We start from the raw sequence: 14,730 nt of genomic DNA, 5'->3' as shown, positions 1-14,730 counted from the left end.
CACGAGACGCCCATGACGCATCACCAGCTCGATGCCTCCCTCGCCACCTGCCACTGGGGCTATTTCGATGCCGGGCTGAAGCCGGTGCTGGAGATCGAGAGCGGCGACAGCGTCACCATCCGCACCGTCACCGGCGGCCCCGCCCATTTGCCCGATGGCAATGCGACGATCCCGCCGGAGATCCACGAGATACACGCCAAGGCCGAGCGCATGGTGCCCGGCCACATCCTCACCGGGCCGATTGCGGTCAGGGGCGCCAAGCCCGGCCAGGTGCTGGAGGTACAGATCAGGAGCATCAAGCCGCGCACCGATTTCGGCTACACCATGTTCCGCCCGCTCGGCGGCACGCTGCCGGACGAGTTCGATTATCACGCCTTCCGCTACATCCATCTCGACCGCGAGCGGAATATCGCCAATCTGCCCTGGGGCATGGAGTTGCCGCTTTCGCCTTTCTTCGGCGTGATGGGGACGGCGCCGCCGGCACATTGGGGCCGGGTGACCTCGCTGATTCCGCGCGCCTTTGGCGGCAACATCGACAACAAGGAGCTCGGTGCCGGCGCGACGCTGTATCTGCCTGTTTTCGTCGAGGGCGCGTTGTTCTCCTGCGGCGACGGCCATGGCGCGCAAGGCGATGGCGAGGTCTGCATCACCGCGATCGAGACGGCGCTGGAAGGCACCTTCGAATTCCATCTGCGCGAGGACCTCTCCTTCGCGATGCCACGGGCTGAGACCAGGACCCACCACATCACCATGGGCATCGATCCCGACCTCGACATCTGTGCGAAAGATGCGTTGAGGGAGATGATCGGCCTGATCACCTCGCGGACGAAGCTGACGCGCGAGGAGGCCTATATGCTCTGCAGCCTCGCCGCCGATCTGCGGGTGACCCAGACGGTCAACGGCTCCAAGGGCATTCATTGCATGCTGCCGAAGAGCCTGGTGGCCTAATACCCATCCGTCATGCTCGGGCTTGACCCGAGGCTGTGCGATTGAATTCTCGGTCTGCCGCTCTTCCCTTCTCTCCTTGCGGGAGAAGGTGGCCGCGTAGCGGTCGGATGAGGGGGCGCGCAGGTCTTGAAGGTTTCGAAAACACTGCGCCGGGCTCATGATCGGAGTCGCGAGACCCCTCACCCTAACCCTCTCCCGCAGGGGGAGAGGGGATGTGGCGCGCCTTACAGCATCGGCAGGCCGCGCGGCTTCGGCCCGCGCGGGAAGGCGGCGTCGAGCCGGGTGATGTCGGCATCACCGAGCTGCAGCCCGAGCGAACCGGCATTGTCCTGCGCATGACCAGCCTTTGCCGCTTTCGGGATGGCGAAAACGCAAGGCTTGCGCGTCAGGAAGGCGAGCGCGATCTGGCGCGGGCTCGCGCCATGGGCCGCAGCGATCTCGGCCAATACCTTGCCCTGCGCCGAGGAGGTCGTCGGAAAATCATCCTGCCCGAACGGGCTGTAGGCGGTGACGGCGACGCCGTTCCTCTCGCACCACGGGATCACCGCATGCTCGATCGCCCGTTCGCGCAGATGGTAGAGCACCTGATTGCAGGCGATCTTGCCGGGCCCGGCGAGCTTCAGTGCCTCGTCGAGATCGGCGACGTCGAAATTGCTGACGCCCCAGGACAGGATCTTGCCCTCGGCTTTGAGGTCCTCGAACGCCGCGAAGGTCTCGGCCAGCGGATATGAACCGCGCCAGTGCAGCAGGTAGCAGTCGAGCCGGTCGGTCCTGAGCCGGCGCAGCGATTGCTCGCAGGCCTTGCGCGTCCCGGCCTTCGAGGCGTTGTGCGGCAGCACCTTCGAGACCAGGAAGACCTCGTCGCGCCGTCCGGCGATGGCTTCGCCGGTGATCTCCTCGGCGCGGCCATCGCCATACATCTCGGCACTGTCGATATGCGAGAGCCTGAGATCGAGCCCGCGCCGCAGCGCCGCGATTGCCTCGCCGCGCGTGGCGCGTTCGATATTCCAGGTGCCCTGACCGATCCGCGAGACCGCTGGACCATCCTTGCCGAAAGCCTGTGTCATTCGCTCATCCTGCCGTTCAGCGGACCTCGACCTCATAGCGGCCATGACGGATCTCGCCGTCGGAATAGCGCACGCGCACCTCGAAGCTGTCGCGGCCGCGATAGTCGGAGTTCGAGGTGTATTCGAAGGCGAGCGCGTTGCCGATCTTGCCGTCGCAATGCTGATGGGGGCCAGGGCCATAGACCGCCTTGGCCTTGCGCGTCAGCATCCGGACCGTGCCGTGCTGCGGCTTCTGCGTCAGCACGGCGGTCGGCCGCTTCACCTGCCGACAACGCGTGTCCATCGTCATGTAGGTCTGCTGCATGAAGGTCGGCTCGCCGCCGGCGGCGCGGTCGATGCCGTCAGCGCCTTTGTCGCCCGAGGTCATGCAGCCGCCGAGCGCACTGCAGAGCAGGATCAGGCCCAGCGTCATCATTCCGGGAACGGGCATGGCTCTCCTCGCTGCGCCCGGCCGATCACACCGGTGGCGTGCCGTTGGCAGCCAAAACCTCTCCGGCGAGATAGAGCGAGCCGCAGATCAGGATGCGCGGCGGCGCCGGCCAGTCCCGCGACGCGATCTCGCGCAGCGCCTGCTCGACCGAGCCGGCGACCTCGGCCTTCAAGCCCGCTTCGCGCGCCAGCGTCGCGATCTCTTCGGCTGAGCGCGCCGCGAGCTGGTTCTGCATCGATACGGCAAAGAGGCCCTGCGCCAGCCCCTTGAAATGGCCGAGCGTGGCGCGCGCATCCTTGGTCGCGAGCAGGCCGGCGATCATCACGAGCGGCGCCGGGTTCTTCTCCTCAAGATCGGCCATCGCCTGGGCGAGGACGCGACCGCCATCGGGATTATGGCCACCGTCGAGCCAGAGTTCGGCGCCGGTCGGCGCGAGCTCGGCGAGCCTACCGCGTGCCAGCCGCTGCAGGCGCGCCGGCCACTCCGCCTCGGTCATGCCGCGCTCGAAGGCCGAGGCCGGCAGGCCGCCATAGCCGGCGGCGCGCAAGGCCGCGATCGCGGTGCCGGCATTGGTGTGCTGATGGCGCCCGGCCAGGCGCGGCAGCGGCAGATCGAGCAAACCGTCGCTGTCTTCATAGACCAGTCGCCCGCTGTCCTCGTGGACGTTGAAGTCCTGCATGCCGACCAGGATCTTCGAGGCGCCGACGCGTTCGGCTGCGGCTTCGAGCACGGCGGTCGGCTCCGGCTCCTGCGGCGCGATCACCGCCGGGGCGCCGCGCTTGAAGATGCCGGCCTTCTCGCCGGCGATCTTGGTGATGGTGTCGCCGAGATACTCGGAATGGTCGAGCGAGATCGGCGTCACCACCGTGCAGGCGGGGTGGTCGATCACGTTCGTCGCGTCAAAGCGTCCGCCAAGACCGACCTCGAGCAGCACGACATCGGCCTTGTGCTCGGAGAAGAGCAGGAAGGTGGCGGCGTTGGTGATCTCGAAGAAGGTGATCGGCTCGCCGGCGTTCACCCGCTCGCAGCGCTCCAGCGCCTCGACCAGCACGGCTTCGTCGACGAAGCGCCCACCGCCCGGCTGGCCGAGCCGGATGCGCTCATGGAAGCGCACCAGATGCGGCGAGGTGTAGACGTGGACCGATAGCCCGGCCGCTTCGAGGATCGCCCGCATGAAGGCGATGGTCGAGCCCTTGCCATTGGTGCCGGCGACATGGATCACCGGCGGCAGCTTCTTCTGCGGATCGCCGAGCCGTTCGAGCAGGCGCAGGATGCGCCCGAGCGAGAGATCGATCAGCTTGGGATGCAGCGCGAGGAAGCGCGCCAGCAGGAGGTCGGATGTGCTCATGCGGGACCGGCTCCGGCCGGCGAGTTATCAGACGGCAGCGGCCGGCAGCGGCTCGGGATCCGGGGGGATGGCGACCGGCAGCTTCTGCTTGGTCAGCAGCCGGCCGAGCCTGGCCAGCGTCGCCGGGATCTGGTGGCGATGCACGACCATGTCGACCATGCCGTGGTCCTTGAGATATTCCGAGCGCTGGAAGCCCTCGGGTAGCTTCTCGCGGATGGTCTGTTCGATCACGCGCGGTCCGGCGAAGCCGATCAGCGCGCCGGGCTCGGCGATGTGGACATCACCTAGCATGGCGTAGGAGGCGGTGACGCCGCCGGTGGTCGGATTGGTCAGCACGACGAAATAGGGCAGGCCGGCCTTGCGCAGCATCCGGGTCGCGACGGTGGTGCGCGGCAATTGCATCAGCGAGAGGATGCCCTCCTGCATGCGTGCGCCACCCGAGGCGGCGAAGACGACATAGGGGGTCTTCTTCTCGATCGCCGTCTCGGCGCCCTTGATGAAGGCTTCGCCGGCGGCCATGCCGAGCGAGCCGCCCATGAAGTGGAAATCCTGCACCGCGATCGTCATCGGCAGGCCTTGGACGCGGCCATAGCCGACCTTGAAGGCGTCGGCGGCCCCGGTCTTGGCGCGGGCGTCCTTGAGCCGGTCGACATAGCGCTTCTCGTCGCGGAACTTGAGCGGATCGGCCACCGCCTCCGGCAGCGGCACGTCGACCCATTTGCCCTCGTCGAAGGTCAGCCGCAGCCGATCCTGCGCGGTGACACGCATATGATGGTCGGAGCCGGGGATGACGAAGCCGTTGGCCTCGACGTCCTTGTGGAAGACCATCTGCCCGGAATCCGGGCACTTGATCCAGAGGTTCTCCGGGGTCTCGCGCTTGAACAGCGTCTTGATGCGCGGACGGACGACTTCGGAAATCCAGTTCATCGGATCATCCTTGAAATAGGCTGGCGCGATGGGCTCAGGCAGCCGCTTTCGCGACCGAGCGGACGCCGGCCGCGAGTTCGGCAACCAGCGAGGTGACAGCCGAAACCGTCTTTTCCGTGGCCTTGCCGTCGGCATCGAGCGAGAGCCGGACGCGCTCGACCAGGGCCGAGCCGACGACGACGCCGTCGGCGCCCTTGGCGATCGCGATCGCATCTTCCGGCGTCTTGACGCCGAAGCCGACCGCGACTGGGAGTTTCGTGTGCTGCTTGATCCGGCCGACTGCCGCGCCGACCGCGTCATAATTCGCGATCGCCCCGCCGGTCACGCCGGTCATCGAGACGTAATAGACAAAGCCGGAGGTGTTCTGCAGCACGCGCGGCAGGCGCTTGTCATCGGTGGTCGGCGTCGCCAGGCGGATGAAGCTCACGCCCGCGGCGAGCGCCGGCAGGCAGAGTTCCTGATCTTCCTCGGGCGGCAGGTCGACGACGATCAGGCCGTCGATCCCGGCTGTCCGGGCATCCCTCAGGAAGGCGTCGACGCCATAGGCCCAGATCGGGTTGTAGTAGCCCATCAGCACGATCGGCGTGTCGTTTCCGGCCTTGCGGAAGGCCGCGACCATGGCGAGCGTCTTCTTCAGCGTCTGCCCCGCCTTGAGCGCGCGCTGGCCAGCGAGCTGGACCGGCACGCCGTCGGCCATCGGGTCGGTGAAGGGCACGCCGAGCTCGATGATGTCGGCGCCGGCTGCGGGCAAGGCGTTCAGGATCGCGCTGCCGGTGTCGAAATCAGGATCGCCCGCGGTGACATAGGTCACCAGCGCAGCGCGACCCGCGGCGGCGCAGGCGGCAAAGCGGGCTTCGATGCGGGCTTGTCCGGTCTCGATCATGCCGGAGCGGTTAGCATGGCCGCGCCCGGCTGGCGAGAGGGCGCGTCCTTGCCGACTAGGCGAACTTGGCGCCGCGTTCGGTCAATAGCACCCGCAGCACCGAGCGGTGGCAGCGCGCCTCATCCTCGCAATAGCAGCCGACCGAGACGTCGCTGCCATGTGATAGGGTCGCCAGCAGGTCGAGCGCGTGGCGCGGTGCCGGCTCGGCCATCTCGGCCTTGAAGGCGCGGGTGAAGCCGGCCCAGTCCTTCTCGCTCTCGGCCGCCTTGGCCTGCGCCATCAGCTCCGGCGTCGGCGACAGCACCGGAAACCAGACGTCGAACCAGTCTTCGGCGGCATAGCGCTCCTTCAGCACGCCGCGCGGCACGCGCCGGACCGTGCCGATACGCGTGCCCTCTGCCGGATGGCGCGGACTACCGAGGCGGACGATGCGAAGGCTCATACGTCTGTCCTTTCGCTAGATCGCGCTTGCATTCCCACCGCGCGATATCCATAAATGTAGTGATATCACTACATCGGGGCGCCGTCATGGTGAAGACGGTTTCGGCCGCGCAGGCCAATCGTGAATTCTCGAAGCTGATGAAGCTCGCTGCGAGCGGCGAGCGTGTCGTCGTGACATCGCGTGGCCAGCCGAAGGTGCAGATCACGCGCGTCGAGGAAGCCGAAGCCGAAAAGGCGCGGCGGCGCGAGGCGTTCGACCGGCTGACGGAACGTCTAAATTCCCAACCTGTCCAGAACCTGCCGCGCCTGACCCGCGACGACTTCTACGATTGAAGCGATGCGGGTCGGCTTCGACACCAACATCCTGATCTACGCTGAAGGCTTCAACGATCTGCCGCGCGTAAAGCGAGCACGGCAGATCAGGGAGACCTTGGGCGAAGATCAAATCGTGCTGCCGTCGCAGGTCATCGGCGAGCTCTTCAATGCCCTGACGCGCAAGCTCGGCCTGCCGCGTCTTCGGGCCAGGGACATTTGCCTGGAATGGCGCGCCACGACCGGCTTTCGGCTGGTCGATGCCGCCTGCTGGGACGGCGCGCTCGAACTCGCCGCCAGCCATGCTCTGCAGTTCTGGGACGCGCTCATCCTCGCCACCGCCGCGGAAGCCGGCTGCGCCCTGCTCCTGTCCGAGGACATGCAGGACGGTTTTGTCCATCGCGGCGTGACGGTCGCCAATCCCTTCTCTGAGCCGCTGCATCCGCTCTTGGTCGATGCGTTGCGACAGCGCGATTGAGACGGATTACTTCTCGATCCGCCAAACCGTGCGCAGCGCGGCGCTGACGGTGACCTCGCCCGGCTCGACCTGAACCGGCGCGGCGCCGGCCGCCATGCGATAGGCGCGTGTATCGCCCATCGGTCGCACCGGTGGCTCGGCTTCCGCCTCGACGATCGAGACGAGCTCGCCGACCTTGACGCCGAGGCGCTTGGCATAGATCTCGGCCCGGGTGCGCGCCGCTTCCGCCGCCTTGTCGCGGGCCTGGTCCTTGGCCTTGTCCTCGTCGGCGAGGCCGAAGCTGATGCCGGACATGTCGTTGGCGCCGGCGGCGACCAGCGCGTCGATCAGCGGGCCGGCCTTGGCGATGTCGCGCACGATCACGGTGATGCCGGTGCGGGCCTCGTAGCCGTCGATCTTCGGCGCGCGCGCCTGCGGTGAGGACGAGGCCGAAGGCTGCGTCATCCGCGGCGTCAGCGCGATCTGCGAGGTCGAGAGATCGCCCAGGGTGACGCCGGCGCTCTTGACCGCCTCGATCAGCTTGGCCAGTGCCGGAGTGTTCTTCGACAGCGCTTCCGCGGCGGTCTTGCCCTCGCTCACCACGCCGGCCTGGACGGTGGCGAGATCGGGCTTCACCCGGACTTCGCCCGTGGTCTGGATCACGATGCCTTCCGCCGGGGCGAGCGGGCCCGGAGTCTGGGCCTGTGCCTGGACCGGGGCGGAAAGCGCCGCGAGCGCGGCAATGATGAGGGCCTTCTTGGTCTTCGACATGATCGTCCTTCGCTGGGCATGGTCCGCAGAAGCATGCACCGCTTCCGCGCCGCGACCATGCGCAACCTATTGGGGCAGCATCAGGACGATTCGTGTCACCGCGCCGCCAGAATCTCCGCGACCTGCGGGATGTCCTTGTCGCCGCGGCCGGAGAGGTTGACGACCATCAGATGGTCCTTCGGCTTCTTCGGGGCGAGCTCGGCGACGCGGGCCAGCGCATGCGCCGATTCCAGCGCCGGGATGATGCCTTCGAGCTTGGAGATCAGCTGGAAGGCCTCGAGCGCCTCCTCGTCCGTCGCCGAGAGATAGGTGGCGCGGCCGGTCTCGTGCAGCCAGGAATGCTCCGGGCCGATGCCGGGATAGTCGAGCCCGGCCGAGATCGAGTGGGCGTCGTTGATCTGCCCGTCCTCGTTCATCAGGAGGTAGGTCCGGTTGCCGTGCAGCACGCCGGGGCGCCCGCCGGTCAGCGAAGCCGCGTGCAGGCCCGACGGAATGCCGTGGCCGGCGGCCTCGACGCCGTAGATCTCGACGCTCTTGTCGTCGAGGAAGGGGTGGAACAGCCCCATCGCATTCGAGCCGCCGCCGATGCAGGCGACGAGCGAATCCGGCAGGCGGCCCTCGAGCTCCTGCATCTGCGTGCGGGTCTCGTTGCCGATGACGCACTGGAAGTCGCGCACCATCGCCGGATAGGGATGCGGGCCTGCGACCGTGCCGATGCAGTAGAAGGTCGACGCGACATTGGTCACCCAGTCGCGCAGCGCCTCGTTCATCGCGTCCTTCAGCGTCTTGGTGCCGGATTCGACCGGCACGACGGTCGCGCCGAGCATCTGCATGCGGAAGACGTTCGGCGCCTGCCGGGCGACGTCGACCGCGCCCATATAGACGATGCATTCGAGGCCGTAGCGGGCGCAGAGCGTCGCGGTGGCGACGCCGTGCTGGCCGGCGCCGGTCTCGGCGATGATCCTTTTCTTGCCCATGCGCCGGGCGAGCAGGATCTGGCCGAGCACATTGTTCACCTTGTGCGAGCCGGTGTGGTTCAGTTCCTCGCGCTTCAGGTAGACCTTGGCGCCGCCGAAATGCTCCGTGAGACGTTCGGCGAAATAGAGCGGCGAGGGCCGGCCGACATAATGCTTCAGCCCGTAGGCGGTCTCGGCATGATAGGCCGGGTCGGCCTTGGCGGCGTTGTAGGCCTGCTCCAGCTCGAGGATCAGCGGCATCAGCGTCTCGGCGACGAAGCGGCCGCCGAACTGGCCGAAGCGGCCGTTCTCGTCGGGGCCGTTGCGGAAGCTGTTCGGAGCGTGCGGCGCGTTCATGCCTGGCCTGCCTTCTTCAATTCTTCTGCCGCCGAGCGGGCGGCCCTGACGAAGTCCGCGATCTTCTCGACATCCTTGATGCCCGGTGCACTTTCGACCCCGGAGGAGACATCGACGCCGGCCGGCCTGGTGATGCGGATGGCGTCCGCGACATTTGCCGGATCGAGCCCGCCCGATAGCATGAAGCGGAAAGCCGGGTCGAGACCGGCGAGCAAGCCCCAGTCGAAGGGCCTTCCATGCCCGCCCGGATAGGCGGCGTCCTTCGGCGGCTTGGCGTCGAGCAGGATGCGGTCGGCGGCACCGTGATACAGCGCGACCTCAGCCAGATCGGCAGCGCTGGCGATGCCGAGCGCCTTCATCACCGGCAGGCCGGTCGCGGCCTTGATCGCGGCGACCTGCTCCGGCGTCTCCTTGCCATGCAGTTGCATCCAGTCCGGCCGTACGATCTCAGCGAGTTCGGCCGCCTGCTGCGGCGCGTAATCGACGATCAGCGCGACGATCTCCGTCCTGCCGCGCGCCTGGGCGGCGAGCTCGGCCGCACGCTCGGGCGTGACATAGCGCGGGCTCTTCGGATGGAAGTTGAGACCGATCATCCCGGCGCCGGCGGCGAGTGCCGCCTCCAGCGTCTCCGGGGTCGAGAGGCCGCAGATCTTGATGAGAAAGGCGTGGTCGCGTGTCATCTGGGCGCTCTAGCACATAGCCCTTCCTGCCGCACTCGTGACATGATGCCGATCGAAACCGGGAGTCCGGGGCGAGAGCGGGCGACGAATGGGGCGGCGTTTCTTTGCAGGTCTGGCTGCGTTTCTGCTGATGGCCGGCCTCGTCTCGCTCGGCGTCTACATGTGGAGCCAGCCCAGGACGCTGAAGCTCGCGGTCGGCCCGCTCGGCTCCGACGATGCCCGGCTCGCCGCCGCTCTCGTCCAGGGCCTCAGTCGTGAGAAGAAGCCGGTGCGCCTGCGCCTCGTCCTGACCGAGGGCTCGGCCGAGAGCGCGCTGAAGATCGACGCCGGCAAGGTCGACCTCGCCATCGTCCGCCCCGATGTCGCGCTGCCGACCAAGGCCGATACGGCGCTGATCACCCGCCGCTCCTTCCCGTTTTTCATCGGCTCCAAGGATCTGGGCACCGACCGCATCTCCGGCCTGCGCGGCAAGCGCATCGGCGTGGTGCGTGCGCCATCAGGCAATCTCGACCTCTTGAAGCTGGTGCTCTCGCAATACGAGGTCTCGCCGGACGCCGTGACGATCGTCCCGCTCGGGCCCGAAGACGTCTCCGCCGCCATCGCCGATGGACATATCGATGTGCTCTTCGCCGTCAACGTGCTGAACGCCCGCGTCGTCACCGAGGTGGGCTCGCGCCTGCACCGAGCCTTCGGCGAAACCCCGACCATCATCCCGATCCGCGAGGCCGATGCCCTCGCCGCCCGTAACCGGGCGATCGAGAGCGGCGAGATCGTCCGCGGCGCGCTCGGCGGCGATCCGCCGCTTCCGGCCGAGAACCTGCCGAGCATCTCGATCACCTCGCGCCTGATGGCGGCGCAGTCGCTCGACGATGCCAGGGTCGGCGAACTCGTCGGCGCGATCCTGTCGCTCCGCGTCACGCTCGCAACCGAGCTGCCGGCGATCCAGGGGCTGGAGGCGCCCGAGACCGACAAGGACGCGCCGCTCGCGGTGCATTCCGGCGCCGCTGCCTTCATCGACGGCGAGCAGGAGAGCTTTTTCGAGCGCTATGGCGACTGGTTCTATCTCGGCGTGATGGCGCTCTCGCTGGTCGGCTCCGGCGCGGCCGGGTTGTTCGGTGTCGAGAGCGTAGCGCGCCGCAAGCGCGCAATGGCTGACTTGAGCCGCCTCATTGTCCTGCTTGGCGCGATGCGGACCGCGACGGACGAGCCGGCACTGGCGGCGATGGAGCGCGAGGCCGATGCCGTCCTCGCCGGGGTCCTCGAAAGCTATGCGCGCGGCGACATCGATTCCGGCGGGATCGGCGCCTATCGCTTCGCCATGGACCAACTCGGCCGCGCCGCGACCGAGCGCCGCATCGTCCTGGCGGAAGCGGCGGCGGAGTGAACAGCTTCATTCCTGCCGCAAACGCCGGTCATGCGGGCGACACTGCGGCTCTGGCGGCTTTCGGAACATCTCCATGACGTCCACTTTCGTATCATTCGCACTCGGGGCGTTGCTTGCGCTCTCCGCCACCGCACCGCTGCAGGCTCAGGCACCCGAAAACTGGCCGCAGGTAAAATGCGAGCGCTGGCGCGGCGCCTATGACGAGGCGCTCAAGCGCTTCGGCAAGAAGGGTCTGGGCGATGAATTCCTCGCCCGCAACGAGGCCTTCATGGCCTCCGGCTGCCAGACGCCACCCGACGTCTGCCCGCGCACGGCTGAAGAGCTCAACTTCGCCAATGTCATGGTGATGGCTGGCATGAACGCCGGAATCGCCTCGACCTTCATGCCCTACGCCTGCCGGAAATCCTGATCTAAAGCAGCGAGATGTGCAGGCCGGTCCCGGCAAGCACGCCATCGGCGACGGCGAGTGCGACGCTGTGCCGGCCGGTCGCGGCATCGCCCGCCGCATAAACGCCGGCGACACTGGTCTGCTTCATCCCGTCGACGCGCAGCAGCGGGCCGAAGGGGCCATTGTCGAAGACACAGCCGAGCTCTTCCGCGAGCGGGCTCGCCGGGCAGATGCCGGCCGCGACGAACAGTGCCTTGACCGGCGCCAGCCGGCCATCGGCGAGACGCAGGCCCGCCATCGCCGTCCCCTCGCCCTCGGCCGCCGCGACCGGCACGCGCTCGACCGTGACACCGCGGCGCGCCAGCAGGGCGGCTGCCTCGGCATCGGGCTCGGCTTCGCCGTTCAGGAACAGCGTGACCTCGCCCCAATCGGCCACGAGCGCCGCCTTCAGCGCCGAGAACGAGCCGCTCGCCAGCACGCCGAGCTTGCCGCCGCCGAGCTCGTAGCCGTCGCAGTAGGGGCAGTGCAGCACGCTCTTGCCCCAGCGTTCCTTGAGGCCCGGGATCGCGGGCAACTCGTCGCGCACGCCGGTTGCCAGCAGCAGGCGCCGCGCCTGGTGCTCGTCGCCGGTGGAATCGGTGATGCTGAAGCCATTGTCTGAAGGTTCGGCCTCGGCCGCCCTGCCGTCCCGCCAGGCGACGGTCGGATAGGCGAGGAGCTGCGCCTTCGCCTCCGCGACGATCGCCGCCGGCTCACGGCCATCCTGGCCGAGGAAGCCATGCGAATGGCTGGAGAAGCGATTGCGCCGCTGGCCCTCGTCGATCACCAGGACGCTGCGGCGCGCCCGCGCCAGCTGCAGCCCGGCGGAAAGGCCGGCGAAGCTGCCGCCGACGATGATGGCGTCATAGGGTGTGGTCGTGCTTGGCATGGATCTGTCTCCGTTCGTCGAAGCGGCGGCTGAAATCCGCCGCGAGATCGGACAGCCGCACCTGGTCGAAACGGCTGGCGAGCAGCGCCTCGGCCTCGACGAACGCCTCGCCCAGCGCCGCGTTGACCGCCTGCTCGACCAGGCATTGCGGGTTCTCGCTGCGATGGCCCAGCGCGAGCAAAGCGGGTTCGCCGAGCGCGCGATGAACATCGCCGAGCGTGATCGCCTCAAGGGCGCGTGCCAGCGTCCAGCCGCCGCCATGGCCCTTTTCGGAGTGCACCAGCCCGGTTTCGCGCAGGCCCGCCATGGTTCGGCGGATCACCACCGGGTTGGTGCCGAGGCAGGCGGCGAGCTCTTCCGAGGTCATCGCTGTGCCGCGATCGGCCATGTGCAGCAGCACGTGCAGGGTGGCGGAAAGGCGGCTGTCCTGTTTCATGTAACTATGCATGTTACGTGATATGGCGCCTGTCAAGCGCCTCCCGGAGAGCGGGCGTCGCCCCATTGCGGTTGCCCAAACGCCATCAAGCGTCTATGTGCAGCGCAACGAATTCCAGATTCACTCAGACAGATGGCTGTGCCGGCCGGGGTCTCCCTGCCGGCTCGCGGTCATGAAACAAGGCCCCGATCGCATGTCCATGCGCAATATCGCCATCATCGCCCACGTCGACCATGGCAAAACCACGCTGGTCGACAAGCTGCTGCAGCAGTCCGGCACCTACCGCGACAACCAGCGCGTGATCGAGCGCGTGATGGACTCCAACGAGCTGGAGAAGGAGCGCGGCATCACCATCCTGGCCAAGGCCACCTCGGTGGTCTGGAAGGACGTCCGCATCAACATCGTCGACACCCCCGGCCACGCCGATTTCGGCGGCGAGGTCGAGCGCATCCTGAACATGGTCGACTCGGCGATCGTGCTGGTCGACGCGGCCGAAGGCCCGATGCCGCAGACCAAGTTCGTGGTCTCGAAGGCGCTGAAGCTCGGGCTGAAGCCCATCGTCGCGATCAACAAGGTCGACAAGCCCGACGCCCGCGTCACCGAGGTGATCAACGAGGTCTTCGACCTCTTCGCCGCGCTCGACGCCAGCGACGAGCAGCTCGATTTCCCGATCCTCTACGGTTCAGGCAAGCAGGGCTGGATGGCGCCCTCGCCGGAAGGTCCGCAGGATCAGGGCCTCGCCCCGATGTACGACCTGATCCTGAAGCATGTGCCGGAGCCGCGCATCGAGGAAGGCCCGTTCCGCATGCTTGGCACGCTGCTCGAGGCCAATCCCTATCTCGGCCGCATCATCACCGGTCGCGTCGTTTCGGGCTCGGCCAAGCCGAACCAGCAGATCAAGGTGCTGTCGGGCGACGGCACTCTGGTCGAGAACGGCCGCATCACCAAGATCCTCGCCTTCCGTGGCCTCGAGCGCACGCCGATCGAGGAAGCCATTCCCGGCGACATCGTCTCGATCGCCGGTCTGGTGAAGGGTTCGGTCGCCGACACCTTCTGCGACCCGTCGGTCGAGACCCCGATCAAGGCCCAGCCGATCGACCCGCCGACGGTGTCGATGACCTTCATGGTCAACGACTCACCGCTCGCCGGCACCGAGGGCGACAAGGTCACCACCCGCGTCATCCGCGACCGCCTGTTCAAGGAGGCCGAGGGCAATGTCGCGCTGAAGATCGAGGAGGCCAAGGACAAGGACTCCTATATCGTCTCCGGCCGCGGCGAACTGCAGCTCGCCATCCTGATCGAGCAGATGCGGCGCGAGGGCTTCGAGCTCGGCGTCTCGCGTCCGCGCGTCGTGCTGAAGCGCGATGAGGCCGGCCAGCTGCTCGAGCCGATCGAGGAGGTCATCATCGACGTCGACGAGGAGCATTCCGGCGTCGTCGTGCAGAAAATGTCCGAGCGCAAGGCCGACATGCTGGAGATGCGTCCCTCCGGCGGCAATCGCCTGCGGCTGGTCTTCCACGCCCCGACACGCGGCTTGATCGGCTATCAGGGCGAATTGCTCACCGACACGCGCGGTACGGCGATCATGAACCGGCTGTTCCACGACTATCTCCCCTATAAGGGCGAGATCGGCGGGCGTCGCAACGGCGTGCTGATCGCGATGGAGACCGGCGAGGCCGTGGCCTACGCGCTCTGGAACCTCGAAGACCGCGGCCCGATGATGATCGAGCCGGGCTGGAAGGTCTATCAGGGCATGATCGTCGGCGAGCACACCCGCGAGAACGATCTCGAGGTGAACGTGCTCAAGGGCAAGAAGCTCACCAATATCCGCACGACGTCGAAGGACGAGGCCGTGCGCCTGACGCCGCCAATCCGGATGACGCTGGAGCGCTCGCTCGCCTGGATCGACGATGACGAGCTCGTCGAGGTCACCCCGAAGTCGATCCGCCTGCGCAAGGGCATCCTCGACCCGAACGAGCGCAAGCGCTCGCAGAAGCAGAAGGCCGAAGTGGCCTGA

17 protein-coding genes are annotated in these 14,730 nt (G+C 67.4%); 6 read left to right on the top strand and 11 right to left on the bottom strand.

The window, feature by feature from the left end:
* Positions 1-12: 12 nt before the first annotated feature.
* Positions 13-948: an acetamidase/formamidase family protein gene (locus tag ACSQ24_RS25125; RefSeq protein ID WP_436097325.1), complete on the top strand. Its 936-nt coding sequence runs from the start codon at positions 13-15 to the stop codon at positions 946-948.
* A gap of 224 nt (positions 949-1,172) precedes the next feature.
* On the opposite strand, the gene ACSQ24_RS25120 is transcribed toward ACSQ24_RS25125, so the two are convergent.
* The 6 genes from ACSQ24_RS25120 to ACSQ24_RS25095 are packed head-to-tail and all read right to left on the bottom strand — an operon-like array spanning position 1,173 to position 6,045.
* Positions 1,173-2,015 carry an aldo/keto reductase gene (locus ACSQ24_RS25120; protein WP_436097324.1) on the bottom strand — a complete coding sequence of 281 codons (843 nt, stop codon included), beginning with the start codon at positions 2,013-2,015 and terminating at the stop codon, positions 1,173-1,175.
* Between the two features lie 16 nt (positions 2,016-2,031).
* Positions 2,032-2,445, bottom strand: coding sequence for a hypothetical protein (locus tag ACSQ24_RS25115; protein WP_436097323.1), 414 nt, complete (start codon positions 2,443-2,445; stop codon positions 2,032-2,034).
* 25 nt (positions 2,446-2,470) lie between these two features.
* Complete coding sequence (locus ACSQ24_RS25110) at positions 2,471-3,793, bottom strand: bifunctional folylpolyglutamate synthase/dihydrofolate synthase (protein ID WP_436097322.1); 1,323 nt, start codon at positions 3,791-3,793, stop codon at positions 2,471-2,473.
* Positions 3,794-3,820: 27 nt separating this feature from the next.
* Positions 3,821-4,720, bottom strand: coding sequence for an acetyl-CoA carboxylase, carboxyltransferase subunit beta (accD, locus tag ACSQ24_RS25105; protein WP_436097321.1), 900 nt, complete (start codon positions 4,718-4,720; stop codon positions 3,821-3,823).
* 34 nt (positions 4,721-4,754) lie between these two features.
* Positions 4,755-5,603: a tryptophan synthase subunit alpha gene (gene trpA, locus ACSQ24_RS25100; protein WP_436097320.1), complete on the bottom strand. Its 849-nt coding sequence runs from the start codon at positions 5,601-5,603 to the stop codon at positions 4,755-4,757.
* Positions 5,604-5,658: 55 nt separating this feature from the next.
* Positions 5,659-6,045 (bottom strand): DUF488 domain-containing protein, encoded by a 387-nt coding sequence (locus ACSQ24_RS25095; RefSeq protein WP_436097319.1) that lies wholly within the window; start codon positions 6,043-6,045, stop codon positions 5,659-5,661.
* An 86-nt stretch (positions 6,046-6,131) separates the two neighbouring features.
* Between ACSQ24_RS25095 and ACSQ24_RS25090 the strand changes: the two genes are divergently transcribed.
* Both ACSQ24_RS25090 and ACSQ24_RS25085 read left to right on the top strand, forming a co-directional pair.
* Positions 6,132-6,377, top strand: coding sequence for a type II toxin-antitoxin system Phd/YefM family antitoxin (locus ACSQ24_RS25090; RefSeq protein ID WP_436097318.1), 246 nt, complete (start codon positions 6,132-6,134; stop codon positions 6,375-6,377).
* A 4-nt stretch (positions 6,378-6,381) separates the two neighbouring features.
* Positions 6,382-6,834, top strand: coding sequence for a PIN domain-containing protein (locus tag ACSQ24_RS25085; RefSeq protein ID WP_436097317.1), 453 nt, complete (start codon positions 6,382-6,384; stop codon positions 6,832-6,834).
* Positions 6,835-6,840: 6 nt separating this feature from the next.
* Here ACSQ24_RS25085 and ACSQ24_RS25080 read toward each other — a convergent pair whose 3' ends face one another.
* The 3 genes from ACSQ24_RS25080 to ACSQ24_RS25070 form a co-directional block, all read right to left on the bottom strand.
* The gene (locus ACSQ24_RS25080; protein WP_436097316.1) at positions 6,841-7,584 is read right to left on the bottom strand and encodes an SIMPL domain-containing protein; all 744 of its coding nucleotides are present in this window, start codon (positions 7,582-7,584) and stop codon (positions 6,841-6,843) included.
* A 95-nt stretch (positions 7,585-7,679) separates the two neighbouring features.
* Positions 7,680-8,897, bottom strand: a complete 1,218-nt coding sequence (trpB, locus tag ACSQ24_RS25075; protein WP_436097315.1) for a tryptophan synthase subunit beta — start codon at positions 8,895-8,897, stop codon at positions 7,680-7,682.
* Positions 8,894-9,577: a phosphoribosylanthranilate isomerase gene (locus ACSQ24_RS25070; protein WP_436097314.1), complete on the bottom strand. Its 684-nt coding sequence runs from the start codon at positions 9,575-9,577 to the stop codon at positions 8,894-8,896. Before ACSQ24_RS25070 ends, trpB begins: the two co-directional genes overlap by 4 nt.
* A gap of 88 nt (positions 9,578-9,665) precedes the next feature.
* Here ACSQ24_RS25070 and ACSQ24_RS25065 point away from each other — a divergent pair, with 88 nt between their 5' ends.
* Both ACSQ24_RS25065 and ACSQ24_RS25060 read left to right on the top strand, forming a co-directional pair.
* Complete coding sequence (locus ACSQ24_RS25065) at positions 9,666-10,961, top strand: TAXI family TRAP transporter solute-binding subunit (RefSeq protein WP_436097313.1); 1,296 nt, start codon at positions 9,666-9,668, stop codon at positions 10,959-10,961.
* A 73-nt stretch (positions 10,962-11,034) separates the two neighbouring features.
* Positions 11,035-11,370: a hypothetical protein gene (locus ACSQ24_RS25060; RefSeq protein WP_436097312.1), complete on the top strand. Its 336-nt coding sequence runs from the start codon at positions 11,035-11,037 to the stop codon at positions 11,368-11,370.
* Position 11,371: 1 nt separating this feature from the next.
* Here the strand turns inward: ACSQ24_RS25060 and ACSQ24_RS25055 are convergent, their stop codons facing one another.
* Positions 11,372-12,277 (bottom strand): NAD(P)/FAD-dependent oxidoreductase, encoded by a 906-nt coding sequence (locus ACSQ24_RS25055; protein WP_436097311.1) that lies wholly within the window; start codon positions 12,275-12,277, stop codon positions 11,372-11,374.
* Positions 12,252-12,713: an Rrf2 family transcriptional regulator gene (locus tag ACSQ24_RS25050; protein WP_436097310.1), complete on the bottom strand. Its 462-nt coding sequence runs from the start codon at positions 12,711-12,713 to the stop codon at positions 12,252-12,254. The genes ACSQ24_RS25055 and ACSQ24_RS25050 overlap by 26 nt, the downstream gene beginning before the upstream one ends.
* 193 nt (positions 12,714-12,906) lie before the next feature.
* Between ACSQ24_RS25050 and typA the strand changes: the two genes are divergently transcribed.
* On the top strand, positions 12,907-14,730 hold the full coding sequence (gene typA, locus ACSQ24_RS25045) for a translational GTPase TypA (protein WP_436097309.1): 1,824 nt from the start codon (positions 12,907-12,909) through the stop codon (positions 14,728-14,730).

The organism is Allobosea sp. LjRoot237, assembly GCF_964253285.1.
GTDB lineage: Bacteria > Pseudomonadota > Alphaproteobacteria > Rhizobiales > Beijerinckiaceae > Allobosea.
Note: the sequence above shows the minus strand (reverse complement) of the source record. Positions and strands in the feature narration are given on the sequence as shown.